This window comes from Nonomuraea sp. NPDC049269, assembly GCF_043197155.1.
GTDB lineage: Bacteria > Actinomycetota > Actinomycetes > Streptosporangiales > Streptosporangiaceae > Nonomuraea.
The window spans coordinates 287,396-310,642 of record NZ_JBICSO010000012.1 but is presented as its reverse complement, the minus strand read 5'-3'; the positions used below and the strand labels follow the sequence as shown (position 1 = coordinate 310,642).

The window sequence follows — 23,247 nt, the reverse complement described above, 5'->3', positions numbered from 1 at the left end:
ATGGCCCACCGCGACGCGACGGCGCGGACCATCGCCACCGACGGGGTCGCCAACCGGCTCAGGTTCCTGGCCCTGACCAACGGCCGGCCGTTCTGGGATCTCGTCCAGTCCATCCAGCCGCTACGGCGCCGCCTCAACGCCATGCTGATCGACCACGCGATCCGCGAGATGCCGCCACGGCCGGAGCCGCTGAGCACGATGGCCGACTACACCTCATGGGCCTCGCTGACCGACCGCACCTACAGCGGCCGGCACATGCCCCCCGTCGCGGCGGCCGAGGGCGCCCGGCCCACGCCCGAGCGGGCCGCCGACCTGTTCACCCGGGGCGAGAACATGATCGCCTGCCCACGCTCCACGGTGTTGTTCGCCTACTTCGCCCAGTGGTTCACCGACGGCTTCCTGCGCGGCGACACCCACATCCCGCGTGACCCCCGCAAGAACAGCTCCAACCACCAGATCGACCTGAACCAGCTCTACGGCCTGCGCGAGGAGGCGACGGCCGCGCTGCGTACGTTCGACGGCGGGCTGCTCAAGAGCCAGTTCATCAACGGCGGGGAGTTCCCGCCCTACCTGTGCGAGAACGGCAAGATCAAACCGGAGTTCGCCCCGCTGAGCGTCATCCGCTTCGCGGAGCTCACCGACGCGCAGCGCGACACGCTGTTCGCGACCGGGAGCGACCGGGGCAACATCCAGGTCGGCTTCACCATGCTCACGGTGCTGTTCCTGCGCGAGCACAACAGGGTGGCCCGCCTGCTCGGCCAGCTCTGCCCGCGCTGGGACGACGAGCGCCTGTTCCAGACGGCGCGCAACATCCTCATCGTGCTGCTGATCAAGCTGGTGGTCGAGGAGTACATCAACCACATCACGCCCTACCACTTCCGCTTCACCCTGGACTCGCGGCTGACGACGATGCTGGCCCGCGTGCCCTGGCACCGGGAGAACTGGGCCTCGGTGGAGTTCAACCTCGTCTACCGCTGGCACAGCCTGATCCCCTCGCGGCTGTCGGTCGGCGGGAGCGAGCTGCCGATGGAGCGGACCCTGCTCGGCGGCGCGCTGATCACCGAGCATGGCCTCGGCCGGCTCTTCGAGGACGCCTCTCGCCAGCGTGCCGGCCGCATCGGGCTGTTCAACACCGACCCCCTGCTCCGGGAGGTCGACGTGGCCAGCATCACCGACTCGCGCACCCTCGGTCTGGCCTCCTACAACAGCTACCGCGAGCACTGCAGCTTCCCCCGGGTGCGCGGATTCGAGCACGTCTCCGGCGACGAGCGGGTCAGCGGGGCACTACGGGAGCTCTACCGCAGCGTCGACGACCTCGACCTGTACGTCGGCCTGTTCGCCGAGGAGCCCGGCGCGCCCGACGCCATCCTGCCGCCGCTCCTCACGAAGATCATCGCCATCGACGCCTTCTCCCAGGCGCTGACCAACCCGCTGCTGGCCCCCCGCGTGTCCAACGCCGCGACCTTCTCCCCGCACGGCATGCGGATCATCGCGAGCACGCGGACGCTGTCGGACGTACTGCACCGCAACATCCCGGAGGATCCGGGGCCCCGCTTCGTCAGCATGGCACGAAAGGGGCTCCGGTGAGCGGGGACCCCGACCCGGCCGCGCCGGACACCGGCTCTGTCCCGCCGGAGACCGGCCCGGTCGCACGGGCGACCAGCCCGGTAGCGCCGGAGAGCGGTCTGGCAGCCGGGCCGCTGCGGGACGCGGCCCGTGAGCTGGTCGACATCGGGGTCACGATCCGGGAGGCGGCGGCCCACACCACGGCCGCGCTCACCGACGGCGCCCTGCTCCGTGCCCTGCCGCACGCCCCCTCGCCGGGCTATCTGGCCCACCGCGCGCTGCTCCGCGCGATCCTCAACCGCAAGGGCCTCGGGTACGCGGTCACCGGCGGCCGGCTGGGCACCCTGGCGGCCAAGCTCGGCGGCATGGCCGGCGCGGAGAGCCTGGCCGTACGCGTGCTGGCCACCTCGCTGCGCCTGCGGATCACCGCCGTCGCCGTCGACCACCCCGAGCTGACCGGCGACCCCATGCTGGCCCGGCTCATCGAGGCGGCCGCCGCCGACCGCGACCTGGAGGCCATCCGCGCGCTCCGCGCCCTGCTCAAGGACCGTGGCGCGGTACGTGCGCTCAGCGGGCTCGCCCCGATCTTCGGCGAGGTCCTCGCCCTGCGGGCGCTGCTCGACGAGAACCCGCTCAACGACGACACCGCCTGGCTGATCGCGACGGGAAAGGGCTACGCCACCGCCGACCCGATCACCGGCATGAGCAACAAGGCCGTCGCGGCCCTCGACACGGGGGAGGGGGCCGCGCGCCGCGTCGACCTGCAGACCGCCGAATCCGCGCGGCTGTGCTCGCAGGGGTCGCTGCTCGGCTTCCTGCGCAACATCAGCGTGGTCGGTACGACCGGCCGGATGCTCATTCAGAGCGTCGAGGGCCCCGACGGGGTGGTACGCCACATTGTCCAGGCGCCCGGCATGCGGGCGGGACGGCCGGACGGCGACTCACCCCAGGACCTGCTCGGTGCCTTCAGCAGCGCCGTGCTGGACAGCAGCCCCTACAGCCGCTCGCTGGCCAAGGCCGTCGACGACTACGGCCTGCCCCAGGGCGCCGAGCTGGCGCTCATCGGGCACAGCGCGGGTGGCGCGGCCATCATGAACCTGGCGCAGGACGCGGACTTCTGCGCCCGCTACAAAGTCACCCACGCCGTCGCGGTCGGCTCACCCGTCGACTTCAAGCACCCCGCCGACCCGCGCACCTGGGTCGCCAGCGTCACCAACCAGCACGACATCGTCCCCACCCTCGACGGCCAGGGCGCGGGCAGCTGCTTCGACCTGCATCCCGACTGGTACGTGGTGGACTACTTCGACTCCACCCACCTGTTCCCGCTCTGCCACAGCATCGAGCACTACATCGCCAACATCGCCGACGACCTGCCCGAGGCGCGGCACCGGATCGACGGGCGGCTCGGGCCGTACCGGGGGCCGGTCGTGCGCTCGCAGGCGTACCTGCTGGCCGACCGCCCGCCCGACCCGGAAAGTTTTCCCTTCCTCGCCGTGCCCACCTACGCGGTGGACGGCCCGGACGGGACGGTCGAGCTGCCGATCAGGTGCCAGGACGGCAGCGCCCTCACGGCGTACTTCGCCGCGGACCCGGCGGTGGCGGCGGCCCTGCTGGAGGGGACCGGGTTCGGGCCCGCCGTGCGGGTCGCGGGCCGGGCCCTCGTGGCCGTGCACGCCTTCTCGAACCGGCGTACCAGCGTGGGCGGCTACCGCGAGGTCCATCTCGGGATCGTGGTGCCCGGCCCGTGGCGGTCGCGGTCGCTCCGCGTCTGGCCGGATCTGCTGCGCGGTGCCGACCGGCGGCGCTCGGGCAGCTTCCTGGCCGGCTCCGTGCTCGACGACGACGCCGTCCGGGCCGTGGCGCCGCGGTTGTGGGGCGGCGAGCCGTATCTGGCGCCCCTGGAGTTCGAGCTCACCACCAGGGCCGCGCGCATCGACGTCGGTCCGGTCGACGACCGGCTCCTCACGCTGCGCGGGCTCCTCGGTCCGTGGCTGCCCGTGAGTGATCGCGATCTGGTCGGCTACGCGCGGGGGGCGGCGGACACGATGCTGCGCTCATGTATACGGACCCGCGGTCTGGGCCGCCTGCACCCCGTGCCCCGGGTGCGGCTGGCGGTCGGGCCGCGGTCGGCGCATCCGCTGGCGCGCTGGCTTCGCGAGCTGGGCCTCGACGGCGCCCGCCCGCTGCTGTGCCTGTCCGCCACCGCCCACCAGACGCTCCGGGACGCCGCCGTCCCGGTGCTGACCCCCTGACCGGGATGCCGCCGTCCTGGTGCTGGCCCCTGATCGGAGGACCGATGTCAGCCGAACCCGCGGCGATCGCCGCCCACGCCGTGATGCTGCAGGCCGATATCCGCGCGCTCGCCGACTGCGCCGTACGCCTGCGCGAGATCGAGGCCAGGCTGACGGCCGCCGGTGGCGCGCCGCCCTGGCTGCGCGACGCGCTGACCGCCCACCACGCCGCGTGTGTGACGGCCGCCGCCGATCTGACCACGGCGGCGGCGTACCTGCGCCAGTACGCCGAGCGGGCGCGCCCCTGACGCGCGCCCACCCGCCGCGTTGTCCGGCCTGTGCCGGGTTCGGACCGTCTTCTCGTACGGGCCCGCGCCGCGCTCAGTCGGCCTCGTGGATGGCCCGTGCCGCGCTCAGCCCCGACTCCAGCGCGCCCTCGATCCACGCGTGCCACAGCGAGCAGTGCTCGCCCGCGAAGTGCACGCGGCCCTCCGGTGCGATGATCGCGTCATGCAGGTTGCTCTGCTGATGCGGCTCGAACAGGGCGAAGGCGCCGGCCGCGTAGGGATCGTTGTACCAGGCGTGCGTGACGCCGAACTCGAAGTGGTCATGGATCTGGGGGTGGATCTTGGCGACGTCCTCGAGCGCCTGGTCGACCCGCTTCTGCGACGACATCGCGCCCCACCGCAGCGCGTCCTGCCCCCAGGTGTAGCTGGCCAGCAGGACCGTACGCTCGTCGCCGGGGCCGGGGTGCGAGGGGTAGCAGATGCGCCGGATCGGCAGGTCGGTGACCGTGGTGCCGCCGACGATGCCATCGCTCTGCTCCCAGAACGGCCGCCGTACCTGAAAGAGGATCTTGGTGGAGGCGTTGTAGTTCAGCTCGCGGATGGCGCGCTGCTTGCGGCGGGAGAAGGCGGGCCTGGCCTCGACGTCACGCAGCACCGAGAACGGAATCGTGCAGATGGCGTAGTCGCCGGTGAGTGTGGTCTTGCCCGAGCCCGTCCTGAGGTGCAAGGTGACCGAGTGGTCGTCCTGCTCGATGGCGGTGACCTCGTGGCCGAACCGGATGTGGTTGCGCAGCTCCCGGTAGAAGGCGTCCGGCAGCCGGTCGGCGCCGCCCTCGATCTCCTGCATGTCTTCGAACGCCCGCCCGATGATCTCGCGGAACTGCTCGATGACCGCCGCGTTGAGGTTGGCCTCCCGGAAGCTCATGACGCCGTAGAGCTCGATGGCCCCCTCGGAGAATCCGCGCTCGCGCAGGAAGCTGCGGATGGAGTAGCGGTCGTACTCGGCGCAGATGCGGTCGAGCGCGTTCTCGCCCTCCTGGGCGTACAGGTCGTGAATCTCCTGAGTGGCGGTGCGCCACAGGTCCTCGTAGGTGCGACCGCGCTCGTGCTCGGCCAGGCCGAAGTCGACGATCTCGGGGTTGTCGTTGAGCTCCTGGATCGTGGTCCTGACGCCCTGGATGTAGGCCAGGGTGCGGGGGTTGCCCATGACGAACGGGCGCAGGGCCAGCCCGAACTTCGCGCAGTAGGCGAGCGTGAGGTCGTGCACGCGCGGGATCCGCATCGCGCCCGCCTCGGCGTACAGGCCGGGCGCGAATCCCCGCAGGGTGAGCACGCGCCCGCCGACCCGCTGCTGGGCCTCCAGAACGACGGGCTCGTGGCCCTGCCGCATCAGCTCGTAGGCGGCGACCAGACCGGCCATCCCGCCCCCGATGATGAGTACGCGTTTGCGGGGCCGGCCGCCGGCGGCCAGTCCGTGCTCGGCGGTCGCGACCAGGTCGGCCGGCACTCTGAGGTCGTGACTCGGTCTCGGCACTCCCGCGTCCGCCAGCTCCGCGGGCATGGCCGAACCCAGCGGTTTCGACATCTTCTCCAGGACGTCACACTCCTTCATCGTCACGTAAAGCAAGTACATGATTGCTCTAAGTGATGAGTTTGCCAAGGGGTACGCCCTGCCGGGTCAGGGGCAGCAGCCGCCGCCCCAGGCCTCGCACCAGTCGATGCCGTGGGTGTCCTGGGTCTCCCAGTAGAACCTGGTTCTGAGCCTGCGGCGCGGCGCCAGCTCGTCGAGCGAGTAGGCGTCATACAGGCGCCCGTTGACCATCGTCATCGTCACGGTCGTCGAGTTGCCGATGTCCTCCAGCGGGTTCTCGCGCATGACGATCAGGTCGGCGAGCTTGCCCGGCTCCAGTGAGCCGAGCTGGTGGTCCACGCCGAGGCTCTCGGCCACGTTGATCGTGGCCGCCCGCAGCACCCGGTGCGGTGGCATGCCGCCCTCGGCGAGCAGCGCCATCTCCCAGTGCATGGCCATGCCGGGGACCTCGCCGTGGGAGCCGGCGTTGATCCGCACCCCCGCCTGGTCCAGCCGGTTGACCGAGCGGGACACCGCCAGGACCCCGATGTCGTACAGCTCGTCGGCCACGTGGATCGTGGTCATGGCCCGGGCGTAGGGAGGGGCCTCGTACGGCGTGTTCAGCGGGCTGTACCCGCTCAGGCACGCCTGGACATAGGTGCGGATCCGGGGGTCCTTCCACACCTCGGTCCGCTGGTACATGTAGTTCTCGCCGAACAACTCCCCGAAGGCCACGATGAGCGTGGGCGTGTTGGAAACCCCGGCCAGGGCCATGAGCTGGACCACGTCGTCGTAGCAGGTGGCCACGGGCAGGTTGTGCTCCAGGTTGGTGTGGCCGTCCAGGATCATGCTGATGTTGTGGTAGAAGTGCGTCTCGCCCTCGACCACGATGTTGACGCCGTGCTCACGGGCGGCCTTGACCAGCATCTGCCGGTGGCGCCGCGCGGGCCACTTGTAGCTCTTGACGCTCAGCGCGCCGAGCGCCTTCTTCCGCTTGATCACGCCTTCCGCGTCCTCGTACGTGTCGATCGGGCTGTAGAGGTGGAAGACGTTGTGCGGGCGGCCGTGGATGGCCGAGCCGGTGCCGATCCAGCGGGGTCCGACCGTCAGGCCGGCCTGGGTGGTCTCGGTGCTCTCGAAGTTCGGCAGTTCGGAGGAGAAGGGGTCGAAGTTCGTGGTGACGCCAAAGGCCAGGGCGGCGAACCTGGCCGCCTGCTTCTGCGGTGTCACGCCGTTGTCCGTGCTGCCGTCGATGTGCCCGTGGCCGTCGATGAGGCCGGGCATCAGGGTCATCCCCGTGCAGTCGATCACCGTGGCGTCCTCCGGCACGGGCACCTCGCCGCCGACCGCGACGATGCGGTTGCCGCGGACGACGACCGTTCCCGGGCGGTGCACCACATCGCCGCGCATCGTGATCACGGTGCCGCCGGTCAGCGCCACGCACCCGCCGGGCACGTCGGCGTCCACCGTGAGGTCCACGGGGGAGGAGGCCCGGGGCGATTTCCACGCGCCGGTCTCCCGTACGTGCAGGTCGGGGCCGACCGCCCAGTGCAGGCTGGCGCTGTCCGCCGCCCAGGCCAGCGCGTACCCGCCGTGTTCGGTGAGCCGGTGGCAGGGCACCTCGGCGGTGGCCGGTGTGATGAGGAGCTCGTGGCCGGTCTCGCGGTAGGGGATGACGTAGTACTCGCTGGCGTGCCTGAAGGCCAGCCAGGCGCGGTCCGGGCTCAGGCGCAGCTCGTAGGTGTCGGCGTCCGCCGTACGGGCGTGCACTCTGCGGTTGCCGCCGAGCAGGTCGACGCTGACGAGCACCTCGACGGGCTCGGTGCCCGAGCTGTCGGTGATCGTGGCGTAAATCCTGGAGCCGTCCGGGCTGAAGACGGGCGCGTCGTCCGCGGGGGCCAGGTAGCGGGGTTCGCCGCCGCCGCTGTCCACCACGTACAGGCCGGGGCGCGAGCGTGAACCGCCGAGCTGGACGTCGTGCTCCTGCAGCCGGTAGGCGATCAGCCTCCCGTCGGGGCTGAACGTGGGCTGCCGCATGACGCCGGAGCAGGCGGTGACCTCGGTGGTCTCGTCCCAGCGGTCTCGTGGGCAGCGGCGCAGCGTGCTGCCCCGTTCGTCGTCCCATTCCACGTAGGCGAGCAGGCGGCCGTCGCGGCTGAAGGCCGGTTCCGTCGCGTGCGGGGCGTGGTCGCCGACGGGCGTCACGGTGTCCTTGCCGCGCGTGGTGTGCCACAGGCGGCCCAGCGCGGTGAACGCCACCTCCTGCCCGCCGGGCGCGACGGCCAGGTGCCGCACCGCGCGGGCCACCACCTTGTCCGGCGCCAGATCGTGGCGGACGCGGACCGGCTCGACGAGCGTGTGGTGGCACTCCGCGGTGAACGGGATCGCGGTGCTCTCGCCGCTGCCGACGTCGATCCGCCGCAGTCCGCCGCCCGCCCAGATGGCGACGTGACGGCTGTCGGGAAACCAGGAGAACCTCGGGTAGTAGTTGCCCTGGATCTCCCAGACCGCCTGGTTGTCGCGGTCGAGGCCGTCGAAGACCGGACGCTGCCGGCCGTCGGTGAGGTCCAGGCAGAACAGCACCGTCTTGTCCATGACGCGCCGGATGAAGGCGAGCCGTCTGCCGTCGGGCGAGAGCGCGGCGCGGATGGCCCCGCCGAACCCGCCCACGACGGTATCGGTGTGCCCGTCCTCCAGCCTGCGCCGCCGGATGGCGAAGTTGGCGTGGTTGGCGTCCACGTAGATCTTGGGATTGACGAGCCGCTCGCTGTAGTACAGCCAGGCGCCGTCCGGGGACAGCGCGGGCTCCAGGACGTCCCGCCCGCTCGATGGCACGTCCACCAGCAGCCGCCCGCTGCGTGCGCCGCCCTGGCCCGGGGCCTCGAACAGGCGGATCTGCGAGGAGAAGAGCTTGCGGTGCGCCCGGAAGATCGTCGGCGCGATCACGCCGCGCCCACCGGGACCCCAGATGGGGTCGGTCAGGATCGCGTCGGTCTCCCAGGTGAGTTGCCGCGGGTTCGATCCGTCGAGGGCGCAGGACCACACGTTGTCGAACCCGTCGGCGTCACTCAGGTAGAGGATCTCCGTGCCGTCGGGGCTGACGGACGGCATGCGGTGCATCGCGGGGCCACCCTGGAGCAGCGTCGCCGTGCCGCCCGCCGAGGGGATGGAGTAGAGGTCGCCGAGCAGGTCGAACACGATGGTCTCGCCGTCGGGGCTGACCGAGACGCTCATCCAGGTGCCCTCGGTGGTGGTGAAGGAGACCTCGCGGGTGGGCTGTCCCGTCGTGGTGACGTCCCAGCTCATACGGCGACCTCCGTCCAGCCGTCCTCGGTGGCGCCGCAGGGGCCGCCCTCCTGCAGCACCAGGCAGCGCCGATCGAGGTCGAAGCTGATCATCATCTTGGTCTCCCATCGGTCGGTCACCGGCGCTCCCGAACGCGGGTGGGCGCAGATCGGCGCGCCGTCCGCCCAGTGGCAGACCAGTCCGCGCGCCCATTCGGTACGGCTCGCCCCGGTAAGTACCTGCCTGCGCTCGCGCAGCTCCGCCAGGCGGGGGAGCGTGTCGTCCCCGATGGCCGCGAGCCGGTCCCCGGGCGCGAGCCCCGGGTCGAGGAAGTGGTTGGTGTGCAGCAGGAAGCCCTCCTCCGGCGGGAGCACCACGACCCCGGCGGGCGAGATCTCCAGCGTGGCGCCGTCCGCGGCCTGCCCGTCCCAGGCGACCACCGTGAACGAGGCCGACGCCGAGACCCGGGCCGAGCGGACGATGTCCACCGCGTCGGCCACGGATCTCGCCGTGTCGAGGACGCGCCTGGCGACCGCGTGGATGGGTACGCCCTCGGCCGTGCCGTCGGAGGTGTGGCACAGCAGGGTGAACAGCAGCCCGAGCCCGGAGCTGTTGACGCCCGCCTTGCCCAGCACGCCGTTCTCGGCGAACGTCGCGACCGTCAGGTCCTCGGGGGAGAGGTGCCGCAGGACGGTGAAGTTGCTGATCGAGGGGATCCAGTCCCAGGTCTGCAGCGCTCTGGGCGGTTCGCCGGGCGGCAGCCACACCGCGCTCGTACACTCCTTCAGTCCGGCGATGGCGCCTCTGACCAGGATCTCGGTCCGGCTGTTGAGCGCGGCGACCTCCCACAGCCGCAGCCCGGTGCCGCGGGCGATGCCGGTGATCTCCGCCGCCAGCTCGGGAGCCCAGGCGCGCAGATGCTCGTAGCTGTCCTCGGCGATCGCGCGCACGGTGCGCGGGTCGAGCCCGGCCGCCTCGAACAGCCACGTGTAGTCCTTGGCCGTGCCGAGGATCTGGTCGCGCCAGCGGTTCCCGATGCCGAGACCGCGGGCCAGCGGGTCGCGTTCGTCCGAATGGTGGAAGTTGATGGACATCGGCGGCTCAGAAGCGCAGGTGGCGGCCGATGGGCACCACCATGGGGGTCTGCGAGACCGGGTCGGGGATCACCTTCGACTTCAGGCCGAACACCGCCTCCACCAGCTCCTCGTTGACGATCTCGCTCGGCTCGCCCTGGGCGATGATCTCCCCCTTGCGCATGGCGATGAGATGGTGGGCGTATCGGCACGCCAGGTTCAGGTCGTGCAGGACGACGGCGATGGTCCGTCCCTCCTCGCGGTTGAGCTGTACCAGCAGGTCCAGCACGTCTATTTGGTGGTGTACGTCGAGGTAGGTGGTGGGTTCGTCGAGCATGAGGATGCCCGTCTCCTGGGCCAGCGCCATCGCGATCCACACGCGCTGCCGCTGCCCGCCCGACAGTTCGTCGACCGCCCGCCCCGCGATCTCCGCGGTGCCGGTGGCCGCCAGCGCCCAGGCGACCACCCGCTCGTCCTCGTCGGTCCACTGCCGGAACCACTTCTGGTGCGGATACCTGCCACGGCACACCAGGTCGGTCACCGTGATGCCCTCGGGCGCGGTGGGCGTCTGCGGGAGGATGCCGATCCTGGTGGCGAGCTGTTTGGACGGCATCTCGTGGATCGCCTTGCCGTCCAGCGTGACGGCGCCGCCGCGGGGTTTGAGCAGCCGCGCCAGCGCCCGCAGCGTCGTCGACTTGCCGCACGCGTTGGCGCCGACGAGCACGGTGATCTTCCCGGGCGGGATGTCGATGCACAGGTCGCCGACGATGTCGGCGCCGTCGTAGCCGAGCCTGAGGTGGTGGCCGCGCAACTGTTGCGCGTCGGACGGCTGCGCGGGCGTCATGGGATCCACTTGGGAGGAAGGCAGTCGGGAGGAGGGCATCGCCGTCAATCTCCTTGTCCTGAGCTGTTCGTCGTGGCCAGCAGCCACAGCAGGTAGGGGGCGCCGATGATGCCGGTGATGATGCCGACGGAGACCTCGGTGCTGGACAGGGCCATGCGCCCGATCAGGTCGGCCACCGCGACGAGGACGGAACCAATCAGGGCGGCCGGCAGGAGCGCGGGGCCCGGTGAGCGCGACAGTCGCCGGGCGATGGGCGCGGAGACGAACGCCACGAAGGCCACCGGACCGGCCGCGCCGATCCCGGCTCCGGCCAGCGCCACCCCCACCACGAGCAGCAGCAGCCGGGACCGCTGGACGGACACGCCGACGGCCGTCGCGGAGTCGTCGCCGAGTTCGAGCACGTTGAGCTGCTTGCCGAGGGCGAGCGTGCCCGGGACCAGCACCAGGAGCATCAGCGCGATGGGCTCGATGTTCTCCCAGCCGCGCCCGTTGAGGCTGCCGCTCAGCCACAGCGCGGCGGAGGCCGCGTCGTGGGTGTGCGCGCGGGTCCAGAAGAACTGCGTCAGCGCCAGCGCGACCGCCCCGACGCCGATGCCAACCAGGACCAGGCGGTAGCTCGACAGCCCGCGCCGGTAGGCGAAGGCGTAGATGAGGGCCGCGGTCAGCAGCGCGCCGGCCGTCGCGGCCAGGGAGAGCGGCAGGCCGCTCAGCCCCAGCAGGGTCAGCCCGATCACCGCGGCCAGGCTGCCGCCCGCGGTGATCCCGAGGATGTCCGGGCTGGCCAGCGGGTTGCGCGCCAGCGACTGGAAGACCGCGCCCGACATGCCGAACGCGGCGCCGACGAGTACGGCGAGCAACGCCCTCGGCAGGCGTAGCGACTGGACGACGAACACCTCGCCGCCGTCGCCCGCGCCGAACACCGCGGGCAGGACGCGCAGGACCGAGATGGTGAAGTCGCCGATGGACAGGCTCAAGCAGAACGCCAGCACGGCCGCCAGCGCGAGGGCGACGGTGACCGCGCGCCTCCTGCCGGCGACGCGGCCCCGGGTACGCGACACCGAGGCGACGGCCTCGGACAGTGCCGGAGCTGTCATAGCGAGGCCAGGTTCTTGCGACGGACCAGGGCGATGAACACCGGGGCGCCGAGCAGGGCCGTCACGATGCCGACCTGCAGCTCGGCCGGCGCCACGGCCAGCCGGCCCACGATGTCGGCGACCAGGAGCAGGATGGGGGCCAGCACCGCGCTGTACGGCAGGACCCAGCGGTAGTCCGGGCCGACGATCGCCCGGGCGATATGCGGCACGGTCAGGCCGACGAAGACGATGGGTCCCGCCGCGGCCGTGGCGGCGCCCGCCAGAATCATGATCGCCACGCCGCAGACGATGCGGGCCCGCGTCACGTTCTGGCCCAGCGAACGGGCCACGTCGTCACCCAGGGCGAGCGTGTTGAGCACGCGGCCACCGGCCAGCGCCAGCACGGCGCCCACGGCGACGAAGGGCCACACCTCGGCGGCGACGTCGGCCCCGCGTCCCGCGAGCGACCCGACGGACCAGGCACGGTAGGCGTCCATGGTCCTGACGTCGAGCAGCTGGACGAGGGTGGTGAAGGAGGCCAGCAGAGCCGTCACCGCCGTGCCCGCCAGCGCCAGCTTCACCGGGGTCGCGCCGTCCCTGCCGAGACTGGAGATGAGGTACACGATCACCACCGCGACCCCGGCGCCGGCGAAGGCGAACCACACGTAGCCGAGCAGGGTCGTGACACCGAGGAAGTGCACCGCCGTCAGCACCGCGAGCGCGGCACCGGCGTTGACGCCGAGGATGCCCGGGTCGGCCAGCGGGTTGCGGGACACCCCCTGCATCACGGCCCCCGCGAGCCCGAGCGCCAGCCCGGCGAGCAGCCCGATGATCGTCCGCGGGACGCGCAGGGAGTGGATGACGGCCTGGGCCTCGTCCGTGGGGTCGTAACGCAGGAGCGCGTCGTAGGCGGTGCCCATCGGCAGGTGCCGGGAGCCCAGCACCAGGCTGGCCAGGGCGATTGCGGCCAGCACGGCGATCGCGATCGCCAGGCAGAGGGGGCGCCCCAGCCCGCCGACCAGTCCCCGGCGAGGCGGGGCCTGGTCACGGCGGACGGAGCGTCGCACGGTGGTCGCGCTCATGCGGCGCTACACATTCTTGGCCCGCTCGAGCACGGCGGTCAGGTCCTGGACCTGCCGGGTGTAGTCGTCGTAGTTCAGCGAGACCCGCACCCAGCTGCCGACCTGACCGGCCTTCACCGCCTTCAGGGCGTTCCACGTCGGGTACTTCTTGAGCGCATCGATGCCCAGCGTGTAGCCGCGGGCGTCGACCAGGACGACGCTCGGCTGGTACTTCGCGGCGTTCTCCCAGCTCACGGCCTCGTAGTAGGAGCTGACGAGCTTGCCGTCCGGGGTCATCAGGTCGATGCCCCAGTCCCTGAGGTCGAGCAGGTCCGGGAACAGGTCGGGAACGGCGAAGTAGACCTGTTCCTGGGCCGGGGTCACGGCCAGGACCTTCAGATCCGGGTGCTGCTTGGCCGTGCTCTTCAGCGCCTCGACCGCGCCGGCCCACTTCGTCCGGGCCTGCGCGACCGCCCCTCCGTCGACGTCGGCGCCGAGGGCCTTGGCCAGCGCGGAGAAGCGCTCGATGACGTGGGAGGACGGTTTGGTCGAGTCGATGGCCAGGATCGGCGCGATGGTCTTGGCGTCGTTCTGCATCTTCGCGGTCTGGAAGCCGTAGACGCCGCCGGGGAACAGGACGCCGTCCCCGGTGTAGAAGGTCGAGACGATGACGTCCGGCCTCAGGGAGGCCAGCTTCTCCATCTTGACCTCGCCGAAGACCTCGCCGACCGACTCGATGCCGGTCAGGTCGAGCCCTTTGAGCATGGGGTTGCCGTTGAGGGGCGCGCCGCCGAAGATGCCCACCGGTCTGATGCCGAGGTGCATCAGGGCGTTGGCGGCGTCCTCCTGGGCGACGACCCGGATCTCCTTCTTGTCGAGCTTGACGGTCTCCGCCCGGTCGTCGGTGAAGGAGAAGGCGGCGGACGCCGCCGCCGCGTTCGTGGCCGTCCCGGCGGCGGTGCCGGTGGCGCCGGATCCGGGCTGACCGGCGCATCCGGTCACGACAAGAAGCGCGGCAGTGACGAGACCGATCAGACGCGGGCGGATGCTGAGAGTGTCCGGAGATTTGGGGGGCGCGCTCATGTTGTTCCTCTCTCGGCGCCTGTTCGCCCGGGGGACATTTCTGTCGGCCCGCGAAGGGCAGCGCAGCACGGGGCGCTGGTCGGTTGAGGCAGCCGATGCGTTCTTGCCTGAACGTTTCGGCACATACAATCACCGGCGAAAGATGGTGTCAACGATGCGTTAGCGGGGGATTACTGAGGCAGGAGCCGGGCTGTTGCGTCCTTCGCGGGCGCGTGCCTAAGGTGTGCCGAAACGATTCGGCACGGTGTGAGGTGCGCGTGACAACGGAGCCCGCCCGCCTGACGGCCGGTTCAGTGCCGCGAGGTCGACTCGCGCACCCGGAGCTCGGTCTGGATGACGACCGGGCCCGCCGCCTTCTCGCCGCTCACCCGCCTGGCCAGCAGGTCGACCGCGGCCCGGGCCATCTCGATCGGCCGCAGGTCGACGGCGGTGATGGGCGGCGAGGAGACCTGGAGCATCTGCCCGTCCATGCCGCCGGCCAGCAGGAGGTCGCCGGGCACCGAACGTCCCGACTCGGTGATCGCGTCAAGGGCGCCGAGCGGGGTGCCGAACGGGATCGCGAAGATGGCGTCCGGCGGGTTCTTGAGCCGCAGCAGGCTGCGCACGCCCGCCGCCGCGGTCGCCCTGGGCCGCTCCACGTCGATCAGGCGCACCTGCGGCTTGACGCCGTGCTCGGCGCACCAGCGCGCGTACGCCGCGGAGGTGTCCTCGAACCAGGCCCAGGGGGCGTCCGCCGTCACCAGCGCGATCCGCTTCGCGCCCTGGGCGGTGAGGTGGTCGAGGACCTGCACGGTGCTGCCCGTGTTGTCGGTCTCCACCCACCAGCCGTCCGTACGCTGGATGTCGCGGTCGATGGTCACCGCGGGCACGCCCGCGTTGTTGAGCACCGTCAGCGCCTGGTCGCCCTCGCGCGGATCGGCGATGATCACGCCGTCGACGTCGAGCCGCGCCAGGTCCCGGACGTCGGTGGGGCGCGGGGCCACCAGGAGCTGGCGGTCGGAGTCGACGGTGGCCGCGGCGCAGGCGGCCACCAGGGCCATGTCGTACTCGGCGTTCGCCAGCCAGTCGCCCACGCCGACGTGGCCCAGCGGCAGGCACATGGCGAAGACCCCGGTCCGGCCGGAGCGCAGCGCGCGGGCGGACCGGCGCGGGCGCCACCCGACCTCCGAGACGGCCGTGAGCACCCGTTCGCGCGTCGCGGGATCCACCCGCCCCTTGCTGTTGACCACATCGGAGACCGTCGTCATGGACACACCCGCCCGGATCGCCACATCACGAATCGTGGGGCGCGCTGGTTTCGTGCTCATGAAGGGACTCCGTCTGTGCCTGGGGCCGCGGAGCGGCGAGGTTCTGCGGCCGCTTGACTGCGGATCAGGCCATTTCTAGCCTTGCCGAAAGGTTTCGTCAAAGGAGAATCAGGCCTATGTCGCCTGCGGAATCACCTATATCAAGCTATGACCAGTTCGACGCCGCGGGACCGGTGACGCTGGAGAACTGGATGCGGCCGCCGTACAACGTCAGCGCGTACCAGCGCATCGGAGAGTTGATCCCCACCGCGCCGATCTCCCGCGGTGATGGGCCCGTCCACGACCTGATCGCCGAGGGGACGAGCCTGGGCTCTCTGGAACTGCGCCTCCAGGACGGCCCGAGACGTCGCCTGACCGTGGCGGAGCTCGTCGATTGGTCGCACACCGACGCCCTGGTCGTGCTGCACCGGGGCCGGGTCGTCCACGAGCAGTACGAGCACGGCATGCGGCCGGGCACCCGGCATCTGTGCATGTCGGTGTCCAAGTCCATCACCGCCACGGCCGTCGGTTCGGTGATCGAGTCCGGGGCGCTGTCGCCGGAGGACGAGGTCTGCGCGATCGTGCCCGAGTTCCGCGGCACCGGGCTGGCGGGGGCCAGTGTCCGGCATCTGCTGGACATGCGCACGGGGACGCGCGAGGACATCACCACGCTCGAACTCCAGCGTGCCTACTTCTCCATCTGCCAGTGGGCGCCCCCGGCGGGCTCGCCGGACGAGGACTCGCGCAGCCATTTCTGGCGCTTGACCCAGGTGCGCCCGCACGGCGGTGACTTCGAGTACCGCTCGACCCTGACCTGCGTGCTGGCGCTGCTGGCCGAGCGCGCGACGGGCCTGCGGGTGCCGGAGCTGATCTCCCGGCAGCTGTGGCGGCGGCTGGGCGCCGAACACGACGCCGAGATCACGGTCGACCGCAACGGCCACGCCCTGGCGGACATCGGGGTCTGCTGTACGGCCCGCGATCTGGCCCGCCTCGGCGAGGCCCTGCGGCGGGACGGGCTGCGCTCCGATGGGACGCGGGTGGTGCCGGAAGGCTGGGTCGCCGACACCCTGACCCCCGACGGCGACCAGGCCGCGGCCTTTCCCCGGCACGGCTCGCCGTACCTGACCGTGCCCGGCGCCTACTACCGCAACCAGTGGTGGGTCGCCGCGCCCCGCACCCCGGACGGGGGCGGGGTCTACATGGCCTTGGGTATCCACGGCCAGTTGCTGTTCGTCCATGAGGCGGCCGGGGTGGTCATCGCCAAGTTCTCCTCCTGGCCCGAGCCGTGGATCGACGACCTGGCGCGGGGGAGCATCGCGGGCTGCCTCGCCATCGCTGACACGCTGTCAGGCCACTCCTTGTAGACATAGCGTTGGATATATGCGCAAACTAACAACTGTTACATCTTGTGGCGAGTGATGGTTCGCCGGTGGAGGAGCAACGGAAGGAAGTGGGCCGATGGACGCGGCCGCATGGGGCTTGGGCACGGCGGTGCTGCTCGCCTCGATCGTGGAGATGGTCGAGGCCCTGACGATCGTCATGGCGATGGGCGTGACGCGGAGCTGGCGCTCCACGTTCGCGGGTGTGGCGGCGGCGCTCGTCGCGCTGACGGCCTTCACCGCCGTCGCCGGATACGCGCTCGCGACCTGGTTGCCGGAGGCGGCACTCCAGCTCGCGATCGGCGGCGTCCTGCTGATCTTCGGCCTGCAGTGGCTGCGCAAGGCGATCCTGCGGTCGTCCGGGCGCAAGGCCATGCACGACGAGGACCAGATCTTCGCCGACGAGGTGGCGGCGGCCGAGAGTGCGGGCGCGGTCAAGGCCAAGGGCCTCGACTGGTTCTCGTTCATGATCAGTTTCAAGGGAGTCTTCCTCGAAGGCGTCGAGGTGGTCTTCATCGTGATCACGTTCGGCCTGAGCGCGGACAACATGCCAGTGGCGATCGGCGCCGCCGTCCTCGGTGTGCTCCTCGTCCTCGGCGTGGGCATCGCCGTCAGGGGGCCGCTGTCGAAGGTGCCGGAGAACACCATGAAGTACGGTGTCGGCCTGCTGCTCGCGGCGTTCGGCACCTTCTGGGCGGTCGAAGGGCTGGGCATCTTCACCGCGAGCCGCCAGAGCCTGGAGTGGCCGGGCGCCGACCTGGCGATCCTGGTGCTCATCGCCGCGTGGTTCGGGCTGTCGCGGGTGATGGTCCACGCCCTCAGGCGGCCCGCCGCGACCGCGTCCACCGCCGTCCCGAGCGCTTCCAGCTAGGAGTTGAACATGGGTTTCATCCGAGGATTCGGGCAGTTCTGGTACGACCTGATCATCGGCGACGACTGGAAGATCGCCGTGGCCGTCGTCACCACGCTGGCGCTCGGCACGGTGGTCCTGCTGGCGTTCGCGGTGCCGGCAGTGGTGCTCACGCCGGTGCTCGGGGCGTGCCTCATGGCCGCCTTCGTCATCGCGCTGCGGATCGACGTGCGCGATCGCTAGCCGGCCTGGAAGATGACCCGTAGCCGGCCTAGAAGATCGCGCTGTCCTCGGCCTCGTAGACGGAGGCGGCGAACTCCTCCAGCGTCTTCGCGCAGTCCTCGAGCGCCTCGGTCACCTCTTTCGCCCGTGCGGCACCCAGGACGTCACGTGCCTTGACCTTCTCGTACCAGCCCTTGAGCTTGGTGAGGTCTTCCTCGTTCTCTTCCAGCTCGCTGTAGGTGAAGTGCCGCGCGGTCACCTCTTTGGCCACTTCGGCGTGGAAGTCGACGCACTTGTCGAGGATCTCTTCGTACTCGTCGTCGCGCGCGGCGTTGTAGAGGGCGACCAGTTCGGTCTCGCCGATGACCGAGGAGGTGCTGACCAGGAAGGCCTGACCCGACATCGACTCGACGATCTCGTTGCGCAGCGCCCGCAGCATCCGCTCGCTGTGCGGTGTCCGCGGCGCGGCGGCCGCGGAGTTCTGCAGGTAGATGGCGCCGAGGTTGCGCAGCCGCCGCCAGACCGCGGCGCGCAACCGGGTCGGCTCGCTGGGCACCCGGTAGATCAGCATGAGCCAGGTGACATGCTTCGCCGGCTCGACGGCCTCCTGGCCTTCGGGAGCGCGGCCGGTCTTCGGCCTCTCGGTGCCCGGCAATGCCCGCCTCCTCCGCAGCGCTGAACGAGTCGATCGTATCCGCCCTGACGACACCCGCCACCCGCGCGCCGAAGGTCAGGGGCGGACCGCGCCGAGCAGGCGGGCGCGCCAGTAGTCGTCGAGGTCGGACACCTTGATGACGTCTCCGGTCTGCGGCGCGTGGATCATCTTCCCGTTTCCCGCGTACATGCCCATGTGTCCGAGCCCCTTGCTGAAGAGCAGGTCTCCGGGCTGCAGTTCGTCCAGCGATACGCGGCGGTTGGCGCCCCAGCTCCACTGGGTGTAGGTCGTGCGGGTCAACTCGACGCCCGCGGCCCGCCAGGCGGCCTGGGTCAGGCCGGAGCAGTCGTAGGAGCTCGGTCCCGTGCCGCCCCACTGGTAGGGCTTGCCGATCTGGGCGAAGGCGAACTGGAGCGCGATGCGGGCGTTGCCGGAGGCCGCGCCGGTGTACTTGATGCCGGTGCTGTTGGGGTCGCCGGCCTGGAAGGCGCCCAGCTTGCGCAGGATCTTGGTCTGTTCGGCGACCAGCTTCTCGACTTCCGTCTTCTGCCCGCGGACCTTGTCGCGGGCGTCGTCCGCCTCGGCCAGGACGCTCTTGGCGTCCGTGCGCCGATCGCGCAGATCTTTGGTGGTCGCCTCGAAGGCGCTGAGTTTCGCCGCCCTGGCCTGCGCCATCTGGTCGAGCGTGGCCATGCCGCTCAGCGTCGCCTCAGGGCTGCTGTCGACGAGGAATCGCTGCCAGCCCGCGAAGTCGCCGAACTGGTAGCTGTTCACCGCCACCGCGGCGAGGTCCCTGCGCAGGACGTCGGCTTGTACGCCCTTGCGGCCGACCTCGGCGTTGAGGGTGTCGTACTTCTCCTTGGCCTTCTTGTAGGTCTCGGTGGCCTGGTTGTACTGCTCGACCACCTTGTCGGCCCGTTCGTTGAGCTTCACCAGTTTGGCCTTCGCCTTGGCCCTGGCCTGTGGGGTGGGTGTCGGCGCGGCGACGGCGCCGCTCGGGGTGGCGGCCAGCACGCCCAGCGCCAGTGCCCCGGCCACTGCCATCCGTCCAAGCCTTGTCGGCATGGCCACTACGACGCCTCCTCGTAACCGTCCTTGTATGGGGCGAAACCGTACCGGAGAGATGGCTTGTTCAGCACCATTTCTCGTCGGGACGGCTGCGAGATCCACTACTACGGGCGATAGCGGGGGTGATGTGCCGACCCATGTGTAGATACGCGCGTACGCGCTGGGACGTTCAGTCTTCGGGGGGTGGCGTTGATCGAGCGGGACCTGGCATCAAGGCCGGTCACCTGCCCGGGAGCGGACATGCGTGCGCCCCGGCATCGACGGTGCGATGCCGGGGCGCGTCGTGCCGCCGTCAGGAGTGGGACTTGACCCGGAAGTCGTCCTGGGTGCCGCAGGAGGGGCCGTTCGATCCGCCGATGCGAACGGAGTCGAAGAAGTCGCGGTAGGCGGAGAAGAAGTTGCCCTTGCCGCCCGGAGTGGTCACCGCCGAGCAGCCACCGTAGTTGGCTTCGGAGTAGAGGTGGATGTAGGAATCCGTCCGGTTCCAGTCCGACTTGGCTCTGCCGCCCATGTTCAACGCGGCGAGATCCGGCGTGTCGCTCTGGATCTCGATGATGTCGCCCGTGCCGTCGAGGCCGGAGAACATGCAGTAGTTGTCGTCATGGCACCGGTCATAGCCCGTGGCGGCGTGGGCGGGAACGGTCGGCAGGATGGACAGCGCGACGGCTGCGATCGGTAGCGCGAGCATCTGAAGCTTCTTGCCCATTGCCCCTCTTCGGTTGAAACTTTCTTTCGATGACGGGGTCGAACATACATGACTCGATCTTCGGTGCGGAAGGGGCAATCGCCGGTGATCAGGCGCAGCCCGATCACCGGCGATCAGGCGCAGCCCGAGCTCGCCGAGCGGGGCTGCCCGGCGGACTTGGCATGGCCGAATCGCCTACGAGCCGGCTCCGGACGTCACGGGGGCCGGTGTCTCCTGGGTCGCCAGTTCGGCCAGCCGCCCGGCCAGCAGCGCGGCCAGGATCACCGCTCCGGCGATGACCTGGAACACCCACACCGGCGTGGCCCAGAGCACCAGTTGTCCCTGGACCAGGGTGAGGAAGAGCACCGCGAGCACGGTGCCCGCCACGCCGCCCCGCCTGCCGTGCACGCTGATCCCGCCGAGCAGGACCGCGGCCAAGGTCAGCGTGGTCGTGGTCCAGCCCGAAGCGGGGGTCGCCGCGTGGGTCCTGGTCAGCAGCGCCACTCCGCCGAGGGCGGCGAGCAGGCTCGACCCGCCCAGCCCCACCATGGCGCTGATCCACGGCGACTCCACGCGCAGGGCGGGCCAGGCCAGCGCGCCGCCCAGGGACACGATGACGAACAGCACGAACCACACGAAGGTCGGAAAATCAATGTCGACGGGGATGACGCGGGCGTCCGCGATGCCGCTGACCAGCGCCTCGCAGGCCACGGCCGCGCCCAGGGTCACGGCCCACGCCGGCGCCGAGAGCGCGGTGACGAACAGACCCAGGAGGAGCCCGCCGACCGTGGCGACCAGGATCGCGATGATCGCCGCCGACCAGCCCAGCCCGCTCATACTCATCAGCCAGGCGGTCACCATGCCGGTGAAAGCGGCGATCGACCCGACGGCCAGGTTGGGCGTACCGGTGCGGAACGACAGCGCCAGCCCCGTCGCCACCAGCCCCAGAGCCCCGGCCTGCGCCAGTATGTAGACCAGATACTGGCCCGGCGACGCGCTCAGCAGCGCCGCCACGATCAGCGCGATCGTGAGGATCCCGAGAAAGCCTTCCCAAACGAGAACGACAACTCGCATACGGGCGATCATCCTCGCGTGCGTGACCGCAATTCAAGAGCGTTCTGGTGGTCAGCTGAGCGTCAGGCCGATTCGCCGGGGGAGGGGCAGGTCAGGGTTTCGATTTCCCAGGGTTGGCGACGTTGATCGCTCAGCCGGCTCCGAACGGATTGTCGATGAGGTAGCGCCACAGGCCGTCCGGGCCCCGCCGCGCGACGTCGGTCGCCGTGCCGTGGAGGTCGATCTCGCGGCCGTCGCGCGCCTGGCCGCGAATGGTCCAGTCGACGATGAGCAGCGCGGTGTCGCCCGCGACGTAGGCGTGCCGCAACCGGGCGTCGATCGGCAGCCCGAACCCGAGCAGGTACTGGTTGGCGGTGGCCCGGTCCTTGCCCGTGACGGGATGCCCTGGGCTGGGGACGAGCACGCCCGGGTCGCTGTAGAGGTGCTCCAGGAGCTGGGTGTTCCCGGCGTTGAACGCGGCCATGAAGGCTTCGGGAAGTTGTGCGGCGTCATGAGTCGTCATGACCTATGCATCATATCACAAAGATCATTCTGAGGGTTGTTGATTCGGCGGACTCCTGCCAACAGGCATTCGGCGGCCACCACGCTCCTGGCCCCCAGTGGCCTCCGGCTGGCCGGGCGTACACGAGGTCAGGAGGCCGCGCGATCGCAGCGGGGGAACAAGCCCCGCGCTCGGTCCGCGGTCACGAGCTGGGGCTCGCGAATCAGGTGGTCGCGGGTGTAGTCGGGCAGTGGCGCGGTGTTCTTGGGCGCCATGATGCGCTCCACCGTCGCCATGGCCCGCATGAGTGGCAGCCGGGCCATGGTGTCGCGGACCCACCTGCCGGTGCGCGTCTTCGGCACCATGAGGCGGACGTTGGGCCCGATCTTCTGCTTCTGATCGACCAGCTCCCGGTGGCCGTCCTCATACCGGCGGAAGGCGACCTGGTGATCCCCGGCGGCCGCCGCGAGCTCGCCCGCGAGCCGGTACGCGCCGACCAGCGCCAGCTCGGCGCCGGCGCCCGACGCGGGAGACGCGCAGTAAGCGGCGTCACCCACGAGCGCCACGCGGCCCGACGACCACGACGGCATCCGCACCTGGCTCAACGCGTCGAAATAGAAGTCGGGGTCCGCGAGCGCTCCGGTGAGCAGCTCCCGTACGCGCCACGACTCACCCGCGAACGCCTCGCTCACCAGGCGCTTGTGCTGCTCGACGTCCCGGTGGTCGTACGTCAGCGGCTCGGACCGGCGGAAGATGAAGTACGCCTTGGCCTGGGAGTGGTTGCCCGAGCGGTAGATTCCGGCCATTTTGCCCGGCACGTTGTACATCGTCACCCAGCGGTTCTCACCCAGCGCCGAGTCGGCGTTCGAGAACGCGAAGTAGTGGCCCTTGTGCTGGATGAACCGCGACTCGGGGCCGAAGGCCAGCCGGCGGACCGTGGAATGCATGCCGTCGGCGCCGATGACCAGATCGAACCGGCGGGCCGGGCCGTGCTCGAAGGAGACCGTCACGCCGTCGCCGCTCTGCTCCAGCGTCCGGATGGAGTCGCCGAAAACGTACTCGACGTCGTCCTTCGTCGCCTCGTACAGGAGCGCCACCAGGTCGCCACGCATGATCTCCACGTCGTCGCCACCGCTCCGCATGGCCTGCGCGTCGATGCGGGCCACGCTCCGGTTCGCAGCGTTCACGAAGGACATGCCCCGTACGTCCGCCGCCATCGTCCTGATCTGGGGCATGATCCCCATCCGTTCGGCCACGTCGATGGCGGGACCACGTACGTCCACACCGTTGCCGCCCGCGCGCGGCCGGGGCGCGCGCTCGACCAGGGTGGGCCGGAACCCGTGCCGGGCCAGCCAGTACGCCAGGGTCTGCCCCGCGATACTCGCCCCAGAGATCAGAATCCGCTCGTTCATGAGACACCTCACCTTCGTTCGCCCTGACCATCGGTCAGTGGTTGAACCATAGGGTCCCGACC

Annotated in this window: 20 protein-coding genes; 6 read left to right on the top strand and 14 right to left on the bottom strand. The window is 70.5% G+C overall.

What is annotated here, in order from left to right:
• Genes ACGFNP_RS53540 through ACGFNP_RS53530 form a run of 3 tightly spaced genes read left to right on the top strand, consistent with a single transcriptional unit; the run spans position 1 to position 4,105 of the window.
• Positions 1-1,587 carry a peroxidase family protein gene (locus ACGFNP_RS53540; RefSeq protein WP_358321543.1) on the top strand — a complete coding sequence of 529 codons (1,587 nt, stop codon included), beginning with the start codon at positions 1-3 and terminating at the stop codon, positions 1,585-1,587.
• Complete coding sequence (locus ACGFNP_RS53535; RefSeq protein ID WP_393331733.1) at positions 1,584-3,818, top strand: hypothetical protein; 2,235 nt, start codon at positions 1,584-1,586, stop codon at positions 3,816-3,818. The genes ACGFNP_RS53540 and ACGFNP_RS53535 overlap by 4 nt, the downstream gene beginning before the upstream one ends.
• A gap of 44 nt (positions 3,819-3,862) precedes the next feature.
• Positions 3,863-4,105 (top strand): hypothetical protein, encoded by a 243-nt coding sequence (locus tag ACGFNP_RS53530; protein ID WP_358321537.1) that lies wholly within the window; start codon positions 3,863-3,865, stop codon positions 4,103-4,105.
• Positions 4,106-4,178: 73 nt separating this feature from the next.
• On the opposite strand, the gene ACGFNP_RS53525 is transcribed toward ACGFNP_RS53530, so the two are convergent.
• From ACGFNP_RS53525 to ACGFNP_RS53490, 8 genes are all read right to left on the bottom strand, one after another.
• Positions 4,179-5,717 (bottom strand): FAD-dependent oxidoreductase, encoded by a 1,539-nt coding sequence (locus ACGFNP_RS53525; protein WP_358321534.1) that lies wholly within the window; start codon positions 5,715-5,717, stop codon positions 4,179-4,181.
• 45 nt (positions 5,718-5,762) lie between these two features.
• Positions 5,763-8,960 (bottom strand): amidohydrolase family protein, encoded by a 3,198-nt coding sequence (locus tag ACGFNP_RS53520; protein ID WP_393331728.1) that lies wholly within the window; start codon positions 8,958-8,960, stop codon positions 5,763-5,765.
• Positions 8,957-10,033 carry a C45 family autoproteolytic acyltransferase/hydolase gene (locus ACGFNP_RS53515; protein ID WP_393331725.1) on the bottom strand — a complete coding sequence of 359 codons (1,077 nt, stop codon included), beginning with the start codon at positions 10,031-10,033 and terminating at the stop codon, positions 8,957-8,959. The genes ACGFNP_RS53520 and ACGFNP_RS53515 overlap by 4 nt, the downstream gene beginning before the upstream one ends.
• Before the next feature lie 7 nt (positions 10,034-10,040).
• Entirely contained in the window at positions 10,041-10,856 is an 816-nt protein-coding gene (locus tag ACGFNP_RS53510; RefSeq protein WP_358321525.1) for an ABC transporter ATP-binding protein, read from the bottom strand.
• Between the two features lie 44 nt (positions 10,857-10,900).
• Positions 10,901-11,950, bottom strand: coding sequence for a FecCD family ABC transporter permease (locus ACGFNP_RS53505; protein WP_393331722.1), 1,050 nt, complete (start codon positions 11,948-11,950; stop codon positions 10,901-10,903).
• Entirely contained in the window at positions 11,947-13,011 is a 1,065-nt protein-coding gene (locus ACGFNP_RS53500) for a FecCD family ABC transporter permease (protein ID WP_393331720.1), read from the bottom strand. The genes ACGFNP_RS53505 and ACGFNP_RS53500 overlap by 4 nt, the downstream gene beginning before the upstream one ends.
• A 6-nt stretch (positions 13,012-13,017) precedes the next feature.
• Positions 13,018-14,073, bottom strand: a complete 1,056-nt coding sequence (locus ACGFNP_RS53495; RefSeq protein WP_393331718.1) for an ABC transporter substrate-binding protein — start codon at positions 14,071-14,073, stop codon at positions 13,018-13,020.
• A 290-nt stretch (positions 14,074-14,363) separates the two neighbouring features.
• Entirely contained in the window at positions 14,364-15,380 is a 1,017-nt protein-coding gene (locus ACGFNP_RS53490) for a LacI family DNA-binding transcriptional regulator (protein WP_358321513.1), read from the bottom strand.
• A gap of 116 nt (positions 15,381-15,496) precedes the next feature.
• Here ACGFNP_RS53490 and ACGFNP_RS53485 point away from each other — a divergent pair, with 116 nt between their 5' ends.
• The 3 genes from ACGFNP_RS53485 (at position 15,497) to ACGFNP_RS53475 (ending at position 17,831) form a co-directional block, all read left to right on the top strand.
• Entirely contained in the window at positions 15,497-16,723 is a 1,227-nt protein-coding gene (locus tag ACGFNP_RS53485; RefSeq protein WP_393331715.1) for a serine hydrolase domain-containing protein, read from the top strand.
• 94 nt (positions 16,724-16,817) lie between these two features.
• On the top strand, positions 16,818-17,609 hold the full coding sequence (locus ACGFNP_RS53480; protein ID WP_358321507.1) for a hypothetical protein: 792 nt from the start codon (positions 16,818-16,820) through the stop codon (positions 17,607-17,609).
• Positions 17,610-17,618: 9 nt separating this feature from the next.
• Complete coding sequence (locus ACGFNP_RS53475) at positions 17,619-17,831, top strand: hypothetical protein (protein ID WP_358321505.1); 213 nt, start codon at positions 17,619-17,621, stop codon at positions 17,829-17,831.
• 28 nt (positions 17,832-17,859) lie between these two features.
• Here ACGFNP_RS53475 and ACGFNP_RS53470 read toward each other — a convergent pair whose 3' ends face one another.
• From ACGFNP_RS53470 to ACGFNP_RS53445, 6 genes are all read right to left on the bottom strand, one after another.
• Positions 17,860-18,465 (bottom strand): Chromate resistance protein ChrB, encoded by a 606-nt coding sequence (locus ACGFNP_RS53470; RefSeq protein WP_358321502.1) that lies wholly within the window; start codon positions 18,463-18,465, stop codon positions 17,860-17,862.
• Between the two features lie 75 nt (positions 18,466-18,540).
• Complete coding sequence (locus tag ACGFNP_RS53465) at positions 18,541-19,509, bottom strand: NlpC/P60 family protein (protein ID WP_393331710.1); 969 nt, start codon at positions 19,507-19,509, stop codon at positions 18,541-18,543.
• Positions 19,510-19,825: 316 nt separating this feature from the next.
• Complete coding sequence (locus ACGFNP_RS53460) at positions 19,826-20,239, bottom strand: peptidase inhibitor family I36 protein (RefSeq protein ID WP_358321496.1); 414 nt, start codon at positions 20,237-20,239, stop codon at positions 19,826-19,828.
• Positions 20,240-20,413: 174 nt separating this feature from the next.
• The gene (locus ACGFNP_RS53455) at positions 20,414-21,292 is read right to left on the bottom strand and encodes a hypothetical protein (protein WP_358321493.1); all 879 of its coding nucleotides are present in this window, start codon (positions 21,290-21,292) and stop codon (positions 20,414-20,416) included.
• A gap of 130 nt (positions 21,293-21,422) precedes the next feature.
• Positions 21,423-21,794, bottom strand: coding sequence for a nuclear transport factor 2 family protein (locus ACGFNP_RS53450; protein WP_358321490.1), 372 nt, complete (start codon positions 21,792-21,794; stop codon positions 21,423-21,425).
• 128 nt (positions 21,795-21,922) lie between these two features.
• The gene (locus tag ACGFNP_RS53445; RefSeq protein ID WP_393331706.1) at positions 21,923-23,185 is read right to left on the bottom strand and encodes an FAD-dependent monooxygenase; all 1,263 of its coding nucleotides are present in this window, start codon (positions 23,183-23,185) and stop codon (positions 21,923-21,925) included.
• Positions 23,186-23,247 lie beyond the last annotated feature (62 nt).